We start from the raw sequence: 14910 nt of genomic DNA, 5'->3' as shown, positions 1-14910 counted from the left end.
AACCGGAAGATATGACGTGTAACGCTTGCCAAACAGGTGATTAAACTCGGCCTATTGATCAGACGAGTCCTGTTTTTAAGGTCTATTCGGTGGGGTGTGCGAATTGTTCAGATGAATCGACAGTCAGCATGACGGTGATGTCGTGACGTCGTGATGTCGTGATTTTCGAATCGGCAGGCGGGGAGTTGCTCCACCGCCTGCCGCAAGCTACAGGGGAGTAGCGATTACTGCTTGATGCCTTCAGCTTGAATATGCAGCGTGGTCTGCATCTTGAAGCCATAGGTCTTGCCGAAGTCGACGCCGAAGTCGTCGCGGTTGAACGTCGCGGTCGATTCGGTGCCGCACACTTCGCGCTTGAGCATCGGGTTGATGAAGCACTTGAACGATTCGATCTTCAGGTTGACCGGCTTGGTGATGCCGTGCATGGTCAGCGTGCCGATCACCTCCACGGGCTTGTCGCCGTCGAAGCGGATCTGCGTGCCCTTGTACGTCGCCGTCGGGTACTTGGCTGCGTCGAAGAACTTGTCCGTGACCAGTTCAGCGTCGAGCTTGTCGTTACCGATATCTACCGAGCTCATGTCGATCGTCACGTCGACCGTGCCGGTTTTCGCCGCGCGATCCAGCACCACGGTGCCGCTGCTCTTCTTGAACTTGCCGCGCCAGATCGACAGGCCGCCGAAGTGGTCGGTCTCGAAGCTCGGGTAGGTGTGCGTCGGGTCGAGTTGATACGTGTCGGCGGCCATGACATTGAACGACATGGCTGCGGCCAGCGCGCCTGCGGCGAGCAAAAGTTGTTTCTTCAAGTGATTCTCCAGGTTTCAGAAAGTGCTGTGACGCTTAGGTGTGTTCCGTTACTTCTTCGAAGCAACGATGTGAAATTTGATGACGACTTCGTCGGCGACCACCGACGTGTCTTTCCATTCGCCCGTCCCGACATCGAACTGCGAACGCTTGATCGGCAGTGAGCCGTCGAAGGTCTGCGTGTTGCCCTGGCTCGCGATGGTGACCGGCACCACGACAGTCTGCGATTTGCCCTTGATGGTGAGCTTGCCGGTGATCTTGTACTGATTGCCGCCGGCCGGCGCGATTGCGCTCGAGACGAACGTCGCGGCCGGATAGGTCGCGCTATCGAACCATTCCTTGCCCTGGGCCTGCTTGTTGTAGTCGTCCGCGCCGAGGTCGTAGCTGCCGGTGTCGATCGACACGTTGGCGTTGCCGGCGGTCGGCTTGGCCGGATCGAAATTCAGCTGCGCCGAGAATTTCTTGAATTTGCCGTCCACCGGCACGTTCATCTGCTTCGTCGTGGCGACGACGGTGCTTTTGCTGACGTCGACATCGGCGTGCGCGAGGCTTGCGCCGAAGAGTGAGAGGGCGGCAACGCCGGCCAGAATGGAGTGATAAAAGTTTGATTTCATAGTGGTACGCATCCTATCGAACCCACGCGCGCTGATTGCGCACCGTTGGGAATTAGATTGCCAACTGGCTGTAGCCAATCGTCTGTTACGCGCGAGTCGCGTGAGTCATCTGAGGAACGGGATCATTCGCGCGAGTAATCCGTCGCGGTCGACAAATTGATGCTTGAGCGCCGCGAGTACGTGCATCGCAACCAGCGCAAGCAACGTGTAATTGAGCAGCACGTGGACCGTGCGCAGGATTGCCTTGAGCGTCTGGTCCGGACCGATGAAGGTGGGCAGCGGCACGATGCCGAGGTACACCACCTGAATGCCCGCCGCCGAGCTATAGAAGTAGCCGGACAGCGGAATGGCCAGCATCAGCACGTAGAGCAGGCCGTGCACGAGATGGGCCGCAGCTTTCTGCCATGCGGGCGTAGCGCTATCCAGCGCCGGCGCGCGGTGAGTGGCGCGCCACAGCACACGCGCCACGGCCAGCACGAAGACCGTTACGCCAATCCACTTGTGCCATGAGAAATACTTCAGCTTGGTGGGCGTAAAGCCGGGGATATCGGTCATGACCCAGCCGATGCAGAACCCGCAGACAATCAGCAATGCGATTAGCCAGTGCAGGGCGACGGCGGTGCCGCTGTAATGCTTGACGTCTGAAGGACGGGGATTCATGGGTTCATGCTCACAATTCGTGGTGCGTATCGCGTGCGGTATGCCGCGTGTGAATGCGGATAGTAGGGATGCCAATGAAAGTTGAATAGACCAGGAGAAGAGAACAGATTGTTCTAGCCGTGACGCTAATGAGGGTGGAATAAAGCCGGGCGGCGGCCTGATTTGGCGGAATGGAGGCGGCATTGTGTTAATTTGCCGGCTCAACCGCTATAAAAGGTTCGACCCATGAAGAGCACTGAAAAGAACAGCGCCGCACTTGGCGCGGATTTCCTGCGGCACGACACGGCGGTGGCCGAAGGCGGTGTCGAAGGTTACCTGGAGCATGACGCAGCGGTCTACCGGACCTTGCTTGAATCGACGAGAGCGATTCCCTGGAAGATCGACTGGGCGACCATGGAGTTCGCGTATATCGGCCCGCAGATCGAAACCTTGCTGGGCTGGGCGCCGTCGAGCTGGAAGACCGTGCAGGACTGGGCTGCCCGCATGCATCCGGACGACCGCGACAAGGTGGTGGAGTTCTGCGTCGCGCAGTCGAAGGCGGGCACCGATCACGAAGCGGACTATCGGGCGTTGACGAGCGGTGGCGAATACGTGTGGCTGCGCGACGTCGTGCATGTGGTGCGCGATGGCCGCGGCGAGGTGGAGTCGCTGGTCGGTTTCATGTTCGACATCAGCGAGCGCAAAAAGACCGAGGAGAAAGTGGCGGCGTTGCAGCGGGAACTCGAAGCGCTGTCGTTCAAGGACGGTTTGACGGGCGTGGGCAATCGCCGCGAGTTCGACGCTGTCCTGCAGCGGGAATGGAGCGCGGCACAGCGGCATGGCGCGCCGCTGTCGCTAGTCATGGCCGATATCGATTTCTTCAAGTCGTACAACGATTACTACGGACACGTGCAAGGGGATGCGTGCCTGAAGCAGATCGCCACGGTGTTGAGCGAGGCGGTGCGGCCGGGGGACTTCGTCGGCCGGTTCGGCGGGGAAGAGTTCGTGCTGATCTTGCCGAATACCGGGGCCGAGGCCGCACGGCAGGTGGTCGAACGTTGCCGTGACCGCATCTCCGCCGCGGAGATCGCGCATGAGAGGTCGCCATTCCGGCAGACCGTCACCGCCAGTTTCGGTGCGGGAACGGTGATTCCTTCAGCGTCGGATGATCCCGTCGCCTTTGTGAACCTGGTGGATACGCAGTTGTACCTCGCCAAGGATAACGGGCGGGATTGCATTGCCGCGGTGAACCGGGTGGGGTAGCGAGGCAGGCATGGCGGTATTGCGTGGTACACAACTTGCGCTCCGACCGCCTGCAGCGTCCCGCTCATCGGTTATGCTGCGCTCCCATTCCGCGCTCGCGCACAATCAGAATCCAGGATCTACTTGGTGAATTCCGTCTTCCTGTCTTGGGGTATCGCCATAGCCGCCACGGCCGGCGTCATCACCCGTCCGTTCAAATGGCCCGAGGCTGTGTGGGCCGTCGCCGGCGCGCTATTACTCGTATCGCTGGGCCTGCTTCCCGTCGATCTGGCCGTCGAGGCCGTCGGCAAGGGCACGGACGTCTATCTCTTCCTGTTCGGCATGATGGTGCTATCGGAAGTCGGGCGCCGCGAAGGTCTGTTCGACTGGGTCGCCGTTTTCGCAGTCAACCATGCCAAAGGTTCGCCGAGAAAGCTGTTTCTGCTGGTCTATCTGGTCGGCGTGGTCATCACCGCCTTCCTTTCCAATGACGCTACCGCAGTCGTTCTCACGCCCGCGGTTTTTGCCGCCGCCAGGAAAGCGAAGACGCCTCCGCTGCCCTTGCTCTTCATCTGCGCGTTCATTGCGAACGCCGCGAGCTTCGTACTGCCGATCTCGAATCCGGCCAACATTGTGCTGTACGGCAATCACACGCCCGCGCTCGGGGCCTGGCTGATGCGCTTCACGCTGCCTTCGCTACTGTCGATCGTCGCGACCTATGTGCTGTTGCGCTGGACGCAGCGCGAGGCGCTCGCCGGCACCTGCGAAGCCGATCTCGAGCCGCTCGAGTTGTCGTCGAGCGGGCGCGTGGCGCTGGCGGGTATCGCGGTGACGGCCGTCGTGCTGCTGACGGTTTCGGCCTTCGATGTCCCGCTCGGCCTGCCCACCGCGATACTCGGTGCGCTGACTGCCGCGGTCGTGCTGATCCAGGAGCGCAAATCGCCGCTGCCGATGATCCGGGAAATATCGTGGAGCGTGCTGCCGCTGGTCGCCGCGTTGTTCGTGCTGGTCGAAATGCTCGATCACACCGGGGTCATCAGAACATTCGTTCAACTGTTGCAAGATGCGACGCAACACAATGAAGCCACGACGGCTGCCTGGGCAGGCAGCGTCATCGCGATCAGCAGCAATCTGATGAACAACCTGCCGGCGGGCCTGATCGCCAGTTCGACCGTAATGCAGGCTCATAGTCCCGAGCGCGTGATCGACGCGCTCCTGATCGGCGTCGATCTGGGGCCGAACCTGTCGATCACCGGTTCGCTCGCGACGATCCTCTGGCTCAACGCAATTCGCCGTGAAGGCGAAGAAGTGAGCTTCATGAAGTTTTTTAAAGTGGGCGTGGTGGTGATGCTGCCCGCTCTCGCGCTGGCGCTCGCCGCGCGGATCCTGATCGGTTAAGGGCAAATAAAGGGTAATGCATCATCGCTGGGTGCCCGTCGCTCGCATGGGCGGCTCCGTCTCCAGCGCTCGCGCGGACTGCTCGAGCGAGCGCAGGGCGGCTTCGAGCCGTGCGAGGCGGGCGCGCTGGCTGGGCATCAGCAATGTCTTGGGAAACATGGCTAGCCGATTGCGCCAGTACGTCAGGGGAATGCGATCGTTGGTGGAAATCTTCCCGAAGACAAGTTCGAGATGGGCGATTTCTTTGTCTATGTCGTGATAGCTCATCTAACTAACGTTCCAGAAGAAGAGGTGGACGGGCGATAAAGCGCGTGTGAGCCGAGCGCCGCTAGCTGAACAGATCGGTCCAGCTAGCAGGCGCGCCTGCCGGTGGTGGAGAATGCAGCAAGCGCCGTACCGCGCGTCCACGATACCAAGCTAACATCGAGCTTTCAAACACCGAACATTCATCTGATGATTCGGCGCCGCCCAATCAGGGAGGCCTCTTGAGGAGACTGGTCTTTCTCCTGTTTTAATCCACACATTTCGTCGCTCGACCGCCAAAAAAGCGAGTTCATCTCGCCTTTCTGCCCGTAAGAATCGTTTCCTGGGACACAAGCTACCGATTGCCGGTAATCCGGTGCGCCGCGCAAGCGGGACAACCCGTTCTCACGCGGCGCGCCGGCCATTCTTCAGTACAACGGGAATTCACCAGGCATTCTTGCGAACAGCATGTCCTATGCTGGTTCAACGGCTATTTTTGTAATCCAAATGTTGGATCCGTTCGTGCTGACAGCACGGCGATGGTCTGTCGGGACTCGCATTCGGCACATTTAGCGCGGCACCACCATCACGGGCTGCGCGTAGCTGACGGCAGGGGCGGGCACGATCGCATAGTTGGTCGGCGCGGGCACCACGACCGTCGTGTACAGGGTGACGGGTTTCGGAGGCAGCGGCACGGGCGTGCCGACCGCTACGGCAACGGGGATTGGAGCCGGCGGCGGCGCGACCACGTAGACCGGCTTGACCGGCGCGTAGTAATAGACGGTGCGCGGCGGCGGCGCGTAGACCACGGCAGCCGGCATATAGACGACCACCCGGGCGAACGCTGTCGACGAACAGGCGAGACCGATGGCGGTGAAGGTAGAGGCGCAGACGAGACGAATACTCACTTGATACTCCTGAGACGTTGAGCGGTGCGGAGCGTCTTCCGGTGAAGAAGCCGTGCGACTGGTTCGGATTGCTTGAGAACCCTTCCGAATCGTTGAGGCGCCGCTGAGGCACTTGATGCACTTAAGGCACTTGCGGCACTGGTAGCGCCGGCAGACGAAAGATACGCAAACCGCCCTGAAAACGGCAGCGCGAACTTATTTCATTCAATGTCGCGCGGAAGTGGGCCTGAGATAAGCACGCAGGTGTATGAAGCGCGTGCTGTGTTGCGACGACAGCGATAGCGTGTGCCGCGCCGACGCCGCAAAAAGCCATGACATAAGTCGACATGATTCTCAAATTGCCTTCCGGCGGCGCTTCCTCAAGAATTCGGCCTGTCATCGAACGGATCGCGGCGGTTTGCAGGCGACGCACGATGGCTCAATCCAAGGAGTCAGTCATGAAAAAGTTTCTCGCCGTTGTGCTGCTGTGCTGCGCATCCACCGTCACGTTCGCCCAAACGGCCGCACCGCAGGGCGCCAACCCGCAGCGCATGGAGCGCATGGCGCAGCAGTTGCAAACGCGCTTTGCGAATGCCAACACCACGCACGACGGCAAGCTCACCCGGGAACAGGCCGCAGCCGGCATGCCGATGGTCGCCAAGCATTTCGATGAAATCGACACGCAGAAGGCGGGCTACATCACGTTGCCGCAGATCGCGGCATTCATGCAGGAACGCGGGGCAGCGCACTGAGCCGCGCGGGCATCGGCGGGATCGTAGGATATTTGACGCCTCAATGCGTGATGAAACCAGCCACGTCCTGCCGCCTGTCTATCGCCTGTGCGCTGATTGTATCGATGAGCGTGGCGCTGACGGGTTGCGTGACGGTCGGCCCCGACTTCAAACAGCCGGACGTGACGCTCGAAAACCAGTGGCTCGAAAGCCTGGCAGGCGAGGCGCAGACCGCGCCTGGTGCTCAGGCGGCCTGGTGGACGGCTTTCAACGATCCGGTGCTGAGCGCACTGGAACAGCGTGCGTACGAACGCAATCTGTCGCTGCAAGTGGCAGGTTTGCATATCTTCAAGGCGCGCGCGCAACTCGCGATCAGCGCCGAGAATCTGCTGCCGCAATCGGGCAGCGTGTCTGCTGGCGCGGACCATATCAACACAAGCGGCGTCGGTCCGATTCCGCCCACGCATCTGTGGGCCGAGCATCTGCGTGTGAACGTGGGCTGGGAAATCGATTTCTGGGGCAAGTATCGCCGGCAGATCGAATCGGATCGCGCGCAACTGCGCGTGTCCGAAGCGGCGTATGACAACGCGCTCGTGTCGCTGTTCGCCGATGTCGCCAATGCGTACATCGACCTGCGCGCGCTCGAGCAGCGTATCGCGGTGGCGCAGCAAAACCTGAAGGCGGTGCAGCAGAGTCTTACGCTGACCCAGGCGCGCTACAAACGCGGCGCGTCGAGCCAGCTCGACGTCGAGCAGGCTGCCACGCTGGTGGCCGAAACCGAGGCGCAGATTCCGCCGCTCATCAAGGCACGCGCGCAAGACCGCGACACACTTGCCGTGCTGCTCGCCGATCCTCCCGACGCAGTCGATGCGCAACTCAAAGGCAGCAGCGCGATTCCGGTGCCGCCGACGCAGATCGATGTCGGTATTCCCGCCGATCTGCTGCGCCGGCGCCCTGACGTGCGCCAGGCCGCGCTCAACGCGGCGGCGCAATCGGCGCTGATCGGCGCGGCCAAGGCGAAGCTGTATCCGTCGCTATCGTTGACGGGACTGTTCGGGCTTTCGTCGGGCGAACAGCATGGCATTGGACTATCGCAGTGGGGCAGCAAGACGATCGGTCTCTTCTCCGCGGGCATCACGCTGCCGATCCTCGATCGAGGCCAGTTGAAGAACGCCGTGCGGATTCAGGACGCGGCCTTCCAGGAGGCCGTGCTCGACTATCAGAACACGGTGCTGCAAGCGCAGAAAGAAGTGGAGGACGCGATTGCCGCACTACGTACCTCGCTCGATGCGCTGGCGGCGTCGTCGCGTGCGTCCGATGCGTCGCAGCGCGCCTTGAAGCTCGCGAATGTGCAGTATCGCGCGGGATCGGTCACGTACGACACGGTGCTCGACGCATCGCGTTCGATGCTGCGTGACGGCGATTCGCTCGCGCAGAACCAGGGAATTGCCGCGCTTGCGGCGGTGTCCTTGTATCGCGCGTTGGGCGGCGGCTGGGAAGTGGCAGAGGGGCAGCAGGTGGTGAGCGAACAGATCGCCGAACAGATGGCGCAGCGCACGGACTGGGGGCGCTTACTGAACCCGCCAGCGAATTCCGCGCTGGCGCGCGCCAGTGGAGGCCAGCTCGAGAATGGGAAATAAGAACATGAAAAACGGGAGCGGGGCACAGCGTAGCGTGGCGAACACGCACCTGGGAGCGAGGTTTTGCATCGTGCTGGCAGCGGCAATGGCGCTGGCCGCGTGCCGCGACGGCAGCGCGCCCGCCGCACAATCGTCGCAAGCCGCGTCCCTGCCGCAAGTCAGCGTGATGCGGCCGGTGCAGCGCGAGGTGCGCGAACAACTCGATCTGAGCGGCACCGTCGCACCCTCGGCGACCGTCACGCTAATCGCGCGCGTGCAGGGTGTGCTGAAGGAAATCGGCTTTGCCGATGGTGCTTACGTCAAGCAAGGGCAGGTGCTGTTTCGCATCGAGCCGGATACGTATCGCGCGCAACTGACTTACGACCAGGCCGCGCTCGACAATGCCGACCAGGAACTGGTCCGGCAAAAGCAACTCACGTCCGATAACGCGACCTCTGAATCGACACTGCAAAAAGCCCAGACCACACGCGACCAGGCGCTCGCCAAACGCGACATGTCGCGTATCAATCTCGCTTACACCGAAATCCGCGCGCCGTTTGCGGGCCGCATCGGCGCACGTGCATTCGACGTCGGCAATCTGGTGGGTGCGTCCGACTCCGCCAAGCTCGCCACGTTGGATCGCATCCAGCCGGTGTATGTGAATTTCACGCTCAACGAGCGCGACGCCAACCGCATCGGGCTCTTCACGCAGCCACCCCGCACGGTGCGCGTCAATGTGCTCGGCGCGGCCGCGGGCCAGGGGCAAGGTGAGGACGCCGCGCTCGAATTTGTCGACACACGCGTCGATCCGAGCAGCGGGGCGGTCAAACTGCGCGCCGATATCGCCAATCGGGACGCGCATCTGATCCCTGGCATGTCGGTTGAAGTGCACATTCCTGCTGGCGCGCCGCACAACGTGTTGCTGGTGCCGGACACGGCATTGCTGCGCGATCAGGCAGGCGCGTCGGTGCTGATCGTGAACGGCGCGGGCGTGATCGAAAAACGCGCGGTTGTCACGGGTGGTTTGTACGGTTCGCAGCGGGCGGTCACCTCGGGGCTCACCGCGAACGATCAGGTCGTGACCGGCGGTGCGCTGGCTGTCGCGCCCGGCGCCAAGGTGCAGGTGGTCGCCGCTGCGGCGCAGGGTCAGTCATGATCCGTTTCTTCGTTGAGCGGCCGGTTCTTGCCAATGTGATCGCGTTGATCGTGATGCTGCTCGGCGCGGTCGCGCTGATTAACCTGCCGATCGCGCAATATCCGCCGATCACGCCGCCGACCGTGCAGGTTGTCGCACGCTTTCCGGGGGCGAGCGCCGCGACTGTGATCGACCGCGTGGCCTTGCCGATCGAAACGCAGGTCAATGGCGTGGAAAACGCGCTGTACATGCAATCGACCAGCACGAACGATGGCACCTATACGCTCACCGTCACCTTCGCCGTCGGCACGGATGTCGATAAAGCGCAGGTGCTGGTGCAAAACCGCGTGTCGGCCGCCACCGCGCAATTGCCGCAAGCGGTGCAGCAGCAGGGCGTGACCGTGCGCAAACGCTCCACGGCGATTCTGCAGTTGTACACACTGCAGTCGCCTGATCCGAAATACGATTCGCTGTTTCTGAGCAACTACGCGGTGATCTATCTGCGCGACACGCTGGCGCGTTTGCCGGGTGTCGGCGACGTCACCGTGTTCGGCACGGGGCAGTACAGCATGCGCGTGTGGCTCGATCCGCAGAAGCTGAGCGAGCGCGGTCTGACGGCCGCCGACGTGATGCAGGCGATCCAGAGCCAAAGCAAGGACGTGAGCGCCGGCCAGCTCGGTTCGGAGCCGAACGCGGGCGGCCAAGCGTTCCAGCTCACAGTGACGATGCAGGGCGCGCTGTCCGATCCGCACGAGTTCGACGACATCATCGTTAAAGCCGATCCGAACGACGGTGGCCACTTCGTGCGCATTCGCGATGTGGGTCACACTGAACTCGGTTCGTCGAGCTATGGGCAGTTCTTCAATCTCGACGGCAAACCGGCTGCGGGCATTGCCATCTATCAACTGCCGGAAGCCAACGCACTGGAAGTCGGCAACGCCGTGAAAGCGACCATGGCGCGGCTTGCCAAGGACATGCCGAAGGGCGTCAGCTATCAATTGCCGTTCGACACGACGACCTTCGTGCGGCAATCCGTGATCGACGTGTACAAGACACTATTCGAAGCCGCGTTGCTGGTGCTCGCGGTGATCCTACTGTTCCTGCAGAACTGGCGCGCGATGCTCGTGCCCGCCACGACAATTCCGGTGACGATCATCGGCACGTTCGGCGCGATCTACATGCTCGGCTTCTCGATCAACCTGCTGACGCTGTTCGCGATCGTGCTGGCAATCGGCATTGTGGTGGACGACGCGATCGTAGTGGTCGAAGGGATTACGCAGCATATCGAGCAGGGCAAGACGCCGAAGCAGGCTGCCATCGACGCAATGCACGAGCTGCTCGGGCCGATCATCGGCATCACGCTGGTGCTGATCTCGGTGTTTCTGCCATCGGCGTTTCTCGGTGGCGTCACGGGCCAGATGTACCGGCAATTCGCGCTGGTTGTCGTCGCAACGACCATCATCAGCGCGATCAACGCGGTGACGCTCAAGCCGGTGCAAAGCGTGCGCTGGCTGCGGCACGCGCGGCCCGGCAAGCCGAACGTTGTGTATCGCGTGTTCGACAAGGGGTACGCCCGTGTCGAAAAGGGCTATGTGCGCATTGTGTCCTGGTTCGTGCAGCGCTGTGGCCTCGCGCTCGGCATCGCGTTGGTGCTCGGCGCGGCGTCTGCGTTTCTGCTGACGCGCGTGCCCACCAGCTTTATTCCGCTCGAAGATCAGGGCTATATCCTGATCGCCGCGCAACTGGCCGATGCCGCTTCGCTCGGCCGCACCCGCGAGGCGAGTACGCAGATAGAGAAGCGCATCGGTGCGATTCCTGGCGTGAGCCATGTGGTGTCGATCGGTGGCATCTCTCCGCTTGATAACAACGCGTCGCTGCCGAATTCCGCGCTGATCTACGTCACGCTCGACGACTGGAGCAAGCGCGGCAAAGGCGAGGACCTGCGCTCGCTGTATTTGCGCATGAATAGCGAACTCGCGAAACTGCCTGACGTGCGCTCCGTGGTGATCGTGCCGCCGCCGATCCAGGGCCTCGGCAATAGCGGCGGCGTGCAGATGCAGGTAATGCTCACGGACGGCTCGCAGAACTATCAGCGCTTGCAGGATGCCACCGACGCGCTGATCGCCAGCGTCTCGAAGCGGCCTGAACTGCAGCGCGTGTTCAGCCCGTTTCGCGCGTCGGTGCCGACCGTCGAACTCACGCTCGATCGCGCCAGGGCCGAGTCGCTGCAGGTGCCGGTCGGCAATGTGTTCGACCTGCTGCAGGATTACGTCGGCTCGAGCTATGTGAACCAGTTCACGACGTTCAACCACACGTTCCCCGTGTTCGTGCAGGCCGACGGCGCGTTTCGCCGCGAAACCGACGACATTCGCCGCTTGCAGATTCGCAGCAATAGCGGCCATATGGTGGAGCTGGGCACCTTCATCGATGCGCATACGAGCGTCGGCCCGGCCGTGGCGACGCTGTATAACCTCGCGCCGGCCGCGGCCATCAATGGTAATCCGGCGAACGGCTATAGCACCGGTCAGGCGATCGCCGCGTTCGAACAGGAAGCCGCACGCGTGCTGCCGGCGGGTATCGGTTACGAATGGACCGCGATGTCGTATCAGGAGAAACTGGTCGGCAATTCGGCCTATTGGGTGTTTGCCGTGGGCGTATTGCTGGTGTTCTGCGTGCTGGCCGCGCAATACGAAAGCTGGTTGCTGCCGGTGGCGGTCGTGCTCGCCGTGCCGCTGGCGTTGCTCGGTACAGCCGGTACGCTTGCCATGCTTGGGGCTGCCAACAACCTCTACACGCAGATCGGCCTCGTGTTGCTGATCGCGCTGTCGGCGAAGAACGCGATTCTGATCGTCGAGTTCGCGCGGCATCTGCGCGCGCAGGGCGTGGGCGTTGCCGAGGCCGCGGTGGAAGCGGCACGCTTGCGGTTCCGGCCGATCATGATGACCTCGTTCGCGTTTATTCTCGGCGTGGTGCCGCTCGTGATCGCCACCGGCGCGAGTGCGAGCGCACGCCGTTCGCTCGGGATTGCTGTATTTTCGGGGATGCTCGCTTCAACGTGCATTGCCGTGCTGTTCATCCCGTCGTTCTACGTGCTGTTGCAGCGCCAGGCCGAACGGCACGCGGCGCGGCATGCACCGCCCGACGCTTAAACCGAGGAGCTTTCGTATGGAACGCCCCGCCAAAATCATCGTGCTCGACGACGAAGCCGAACTGCGCAACATGCTGCAGCGTTTTCTGCGCGGGCATGGCTTCGATGTCCGGATCGCGGAGGACGGCAAGCGGCTCGACCGCTATCTCGAGCGTGAGCCGTTCGATCTGCTGGTGCTCGATCTGATGATCGGCGAAGAGGACGGACTTGCCATCTGCGCCCGGTTGCGCGAGCAAGGGCAGACGCTGCCGATCCTGATGCTGACCGCGAAGGGCGATCCGCTCGACAGGGTGCTCGGCCTCGAAACCGGCGCCGACGACTACCTCGCCAAACCCTTCCTGCCGCGTGAGCTGGTGGCGCGGATCAATGCGCTGCTGCGCCGCCAGAAGATCGCCTCGGGCGATGTCACCGTGACCTCGCAGAGCGTGCGCTTCGGCGATTTCAGTCTCGATGTCGGCAAGCAGCAGTTGTCGCGCACCGGCGAACTGCTGGAGATTCATTCGGCGCAGATGTTGTTGCTGGTCGCGTTGGCCTCGTCGCCGAACCGGCCCGTGAGTCGTGACAATCTGCTGGCGCGCGCCCGTGGGCGTGATCACGATGCGCTCGATCGCAGCATCGACGTGCAGGTGCTGCGGCTCAGGCAGATCATCGAGGACGACCCGTCGAAGCCGCGCTTCATCAAGACCGTGTGGGGTGTCGGCTACATGCTGGTCGCGGACGTCGACTCATGACGCGCGCGTGGCTGCAGAGGGCGCTGCCTAAAACGCTGCTGGCGCGCAATATCCTCTTGCTGATCGTGCTGGTGATGCTGAGCCAGCTCTGCGCGCTTGCGGTGTTGCTGCACTATGTACAGCGGCCCCGCGTCGAACGGGCAGCCACGGTGTTCGCCACTTACGTGACGACGCTCGATAGTCTGCTTCAAGCCACGCCGCCGGGTGCGCGCGCCCAATTGACTGCACGCCTCGATGCTCGCACGCAACTACCCGCCGATGCCGCCCTTGAACCACCGCCCAGTCTGATGCGCGCTTATCGCACGTATCAGCGCAACGTGTTTCTCGACAGCTTGCGCGAGCATCTGCCCGCCGACATGCCCGCGCTCTGGCAGTCCGAAGGCGGTCAACGCTTGTGGATTCGCATGCATGCGCCGGCCGATGCGCCGCACACGCCGTACTGGATCGCGCTGCCGATTCCCGAGGACGCGCAAGGCAACGGACTCGACGCCGCGATTCTGTTGTCGCTCGGTTTGGGCGCGCTGGCGGCGCTGACCGGCTACGTGATCCAGCGCCACCTCAACCAGCCGCTCCAGGCGTTGACGCAGGCGGCGCGTCGCGTGAGTGCCGGCGAAACGCCCGCGCCGTTGTCGACCGACGGTCCCATCGAGATTGCCACGGTGAGCAGCGCGTTCAATCAGATGACGCATGCGCTGCAGCAGGCCGAGGCGACGCGCGCGCTGATGCTGGCGGGCATCTCGCACGACATCCGCACGCCGCTCACCAAGTTGCGGCTCTCGATGGCCATGGCGATGCCTGACGGCAGCGACAGCAGCTTCGTGGTCGCCGCCGAGGGATATCTGGACCAGATCGAGACGATCTTGCAGCAGTTCATGGATTACGCTGGCAGTGGCGAGCGTGAAGCGGCGGAGCCCGGCGATCTCAATGCATTGGTCGAGCGGCTTGCCGGCGATTTCGCCGGGCTGGGCCATGAGTTTGAGCTGTCGCTCGCGGTTCTGCCTGCGATTGCCTACCGGCCAATCAGCATGATGCGGCTTCTGATGAACCTGATGCAGAACGCGATCGTCTATGGCGGCACCGGGTTCTCCGTGCGCAGTTGGGCCACAGGCGAAGCCGTGTATGTTGCGGTCGGCGATCGCGGAAAGGGTCTTTCAGCGGAGGAGTTGGAGCAACTGAAAGCGCCATTTCAGCGTGGCCGCAATGCTCGCGCGCATAGCGGCGGCACCGGGCTGGGGCTGGCGATTGTCGAGCGGATCGCGCGGCTGCACGGCGGCAGCCTGCAGTTTCATGCGCGCGAGGGCGGCGGGTTGGAAGTGTGGGTGGTGTTGCCACTCATTCCCGGTCCAGCCACGCATCCAGTCCCACCCGGAAGGCCACGCCCGCAATGACCGGCACGGTCAGCATGAGGATGATGCCGAAGTTGGGAATCTCGTCGCCGTAAGTAATCGGACCGTAGAGCACGACAGTCGCAACGATCGCGAAGACGATGACGCCGATCGCAACCATCATAAGATTGCGCGCCACCATGGACAGATCCTTGCGCTTAGCCTTGCCCGGCGTGGTGCTGGTAGTGGGGACTTCGTCGTGTTGGGCGGGCATGATGGTTCTCGTGGCTGGAAATGCAATGACAAACGCTGCGGCGAAACGTGGTGCCGAATCGAACGCCGGCCGGCGCTCGATTGGCATCATACCAGGGGTCGTTCGTGCCGCGCACATACACGA

At 62.5% G+C, this 14910-nt stretch carries 15 protein-coding genes; 8 read left to right on the top strand and 7 right to left on the bottom strand.

Annotated elements, in window-relative coordinates; translation table 11 throughout:
* Positions 1-224: 224 nt before the first annotated feature.
* From BM438_RS03405 to BM438_RS03395, 3 genes are all read right to left on the bottom strand, one after another.
* Complete coding sequence (locus BM438_RS03405) at positions 225-803, bottom strand: YceI family protein (protein ID WP_093632917.1); 579 nt, start codon at positions 801-803, stop codon at positions 225-227.
* A gap of 48 nt (positions 804-851) precedes the next feature.
* Positions 852-1415: a YceI family protein gene (locus BM438_RS03400; protein WP_093632916.1), complete on the bottom strand. Its 564-nt coding sequence runs from the start codon at positions 1413-1415 to the stop codon at positions 852-854.
* A gap of 105 nt (positions 1416-1520) precedes the next feature.
* Positions 1521-2075 (bottom strand): cytochrome b, encoded by a 555-nt coding sequence (locus tag BM438_RS03395; protein WP_093632915.1) that lies wholly within the window; start codon positions 2073-2075, stop codon positions 1521-1523.
* A 225-nt stretch (positions 2076-2300) separates the two neighbouring features.
* Between BM438_RS03395 and BM438_RS03390 the strand changes: the two genes are divergently transcribed.
* Both BM438_RS03390 and BM438_RS03385 read left to right on the top strand, forming a co-directional pair.
* Entirely contained in the window at positions 2301-3317 is a 1017-nt protein-coding gene (locus BM438_RS03390) for a sensor domain-containing diguanylate cyclase (protein ID WP_093632914.1), read from the top strand.
* A gap of 126 nt (positions 3318-3443) precedes the next feature.
* Positions 3444-4694, top strand: a complete 1251-nt coding sequence (locus tag BM438_RS03385; protein ID WP_093632913.1) for an arsenic transporter — start codon at positions 3444-3446, stop codon at positions 4692-4694.
* Positions 4695-4715: 21 nt separating this feature from the next.
* Here BM438_RS03385 and BM438_RS03380 read toward each other — a convergent pair whose 3' ends face one another.
* The 3 genes from BM438_RS03380 to BM438_RS44620 form a co-directional block, all read right to left on the bottom strand.
* On the bottom strand, positions 4716-4961 hold the full coding sequence (locus BM438_RS03380; RefSeq protein ID WP_093632912.1) for a hypothetical protein: 246 nt from the start codon (positions 4959-4961) through the stop codon (positions 4716-4718).
* Positions 4962-5506: 545 nt separating this feature from the next.
* Complete coding sequence (locus BM438_RS03375) at positions 5507-5845, bottom strand: hypothetical protein (RefSeq protein ID WP_093632911.1); 339 nt, start codon at positions 5843-5845, stop codon at positions 5507-5509.
* A gap of 121 nt (positions 5846-5966) precedes the next feature.
* Positions 5967-6257 (bottom strand): hypothetical protein, encoded by a 291-nt coding sequence (locus BM438_RS44620; RefSeq protein WP_143131638.1) that lies wholly within the window; start codon positions 6255-6257, stop codon positions 5967-5969.
* 25 nt (positions 6258-6282) lie between these two features.
* On the opposite strand from BM438_RS44620, the gene BM438_RS03370 reads away from it, so the two are divergent.
* The 6 genes from BM438_RS03370 to BM438_RS03345 are packed head-to-tail and all read left to right on the top strand — an operon-like array spanning position 6283 to position 14576.
* Positions 6283-6576, top strand: a complete 294-nt coding sequence (locus tag BM438_RS03370) for an EF-hand domain-containing protein (RefSeq protein WP_054038902.1) — start codon at positions 6283-6285, stop codon at positions 6574-6576.
* A gap of 50 nt (positions 6577-6626) precedes the next feature.
* A complete protein-coding gene (locus BM438_RS03365; RefSeq protein ID WP_093632910.1) occupies positions 6627-8195 on the top strand; it encodes an efflux transporter outer membrane subunit in 1569 nt (522 codons plus the stop codon).
* A gap of 4 nt (positions 8196-8199) precedes the next feature.
* A complete protein-coding gene (locus BM438_RS03360; protein WP_093632909.1) occupies positions 8200-9330 on the top strand; it encodes an efflux RND transporter periplasmic adaptor subunit in 1131 nt (376 codons plus the stop codon).
* On the top strand, positions 9327-12458 hold the full coding sequence (locus tag BM438_RS03355) for an efflux RND transporter permease subunit (RefSeq protein ID WP_093632908.1): 3132 nt from the start codon (positions 9327-9329) through the stop codon (positions 12456-12458). The genes BM438_RS03360 and BM438_RS03355 overlap by 4 nt, the downstream gene beginning before the upstream one ends.
* Before the next feature lie 16 nt (positions 12459-12474).
* Positions 12475-13188 (top strand): response regulator, encoded by a 714-nt coding sequence (locus BM438_RS03350; protein ID WP_093632907.1) that lies wholly within the window; start codon positions 12475-12477, stop codon positions 13186-13188.
* Positions 13185-14576: an ATP-binding protein gene (locus BM438_RS03345; RefSeq protein ID WP_093632906.1), complete on the top strand. Its 1392-nt coding sequence runs from the start codon at positions 13185-13187 to the stop codon at positions 14574-14576. The genes BM438_RS03350 and BM438_RS03345 overlap by 4 nt, the downstream gene beginning before the upstream one ends.
* Here BM438_RS03345 and BM438_RS03340 read toward each other — a convergent pair.
* Entirely contained in the window at positions 14521-14787 is a 267-nt protein-coding gene (locus tag BM438_RS03340; RefSeq protein ID WP_093633237.1) for a hypothetical protein, read from the bottom strand. The two genes, BM438_RS03345 and BM438_RS03340, sit on opposite strands and share 56 nt — an antisense overlap.
* Positions 14788-14910: the final 123 nt, after the last annotated feature.

Origin of the sequence: Paraburkholderia aspalathi, assembly GCF_900116445.1 — a bacterium.
GTDB classification, from domain to species: domain Bacteria; phylum Pseudomonadota; class Gammaproteobacteria; order Burkholderiales; family Burkholderiaceae; genus Paraburkholderia; species Paraburkholderia aspalathi.
Note: the sequence above shows the minus strand (reverse complement) of the source record. Positions and strands in the feature narration are given on the sequence as shown.

Coding starts and splice junctions, on each gene's coding strand:
- BM438_RS03380 (WP_093632912.1), bottom strand. CDS start 4,961: ATGAGCTATCACGACATAGACAAAGAAATCGCCCATCTCGAACTTGTC.
- BM438_RS03340 (WP_093633237.1), bottom strand. CDS start 14,787: ATGCCCGCCCAACACGACGAAGTCCCCACTACCAGCACCACGCCGGGC.
- BM438_RS03355 (WP_093632908.1), top strand. CDS start 9,327: ATGATCCGTTTCTTCGTTGAGCGGCCGGTTCTTGCCAATGTGATCGCG.
- BM438_RS03370 (WP_054038902.1), top strand. CDS start 6,283: ATGAAAAAGTTTCTCGCCGTTGTGCTGCTGTGCTGCGCATCCACCGTC.
- BM438_RS03350 (WP_093632907.1), top strand. CDS start 12,475: ATGGAACGCCCCGCCAAAATCATCGTGCTCGACGACGAAGCCGAACTG.
- BM438_RS03395 (WP_093632915.1), bottom strand. CDS start 2,075: ATGAATCCCCGTCCTTCAGACGTCAAGCATTACAGCGGCACCGCCGTC.
- BM438_RS03365 (WP_093632910.1), top strand. CDS start 6,627: ATGAAACCAGCCACGTCCTGCCGCCTGTCTATCGCCTGTGCGCTGATT.
- BM438_RS03345 (WP_093632906.1), top strand. CDS start 13,185: ATGACGCGCGCGTGGCTGCAGAGGGCGCTGCCTAAAACGCTGCTGGCG.
- BM438_RS03400 (WP_093632916.1), bottom strand. CDS start 1,415: ATGAAATCAAACTTTTATCACTCCATTCTGGCCGGCGTTGCCGCCCTC.
- BM438_RS03360 (WP_093632909.1), top strand. CDS start 8,200: ATGAAAAACGGGAGCGGGGCACAGCGTAGCGTGGCGAACACGCACCTG.
- BM438_RS03390 (WP_093632914.1), top strand. CDS start 2,301: ATGAAGAGCACTGAAAAGAACAGCGCCGCACTTGGCGCGGATTTCCTG.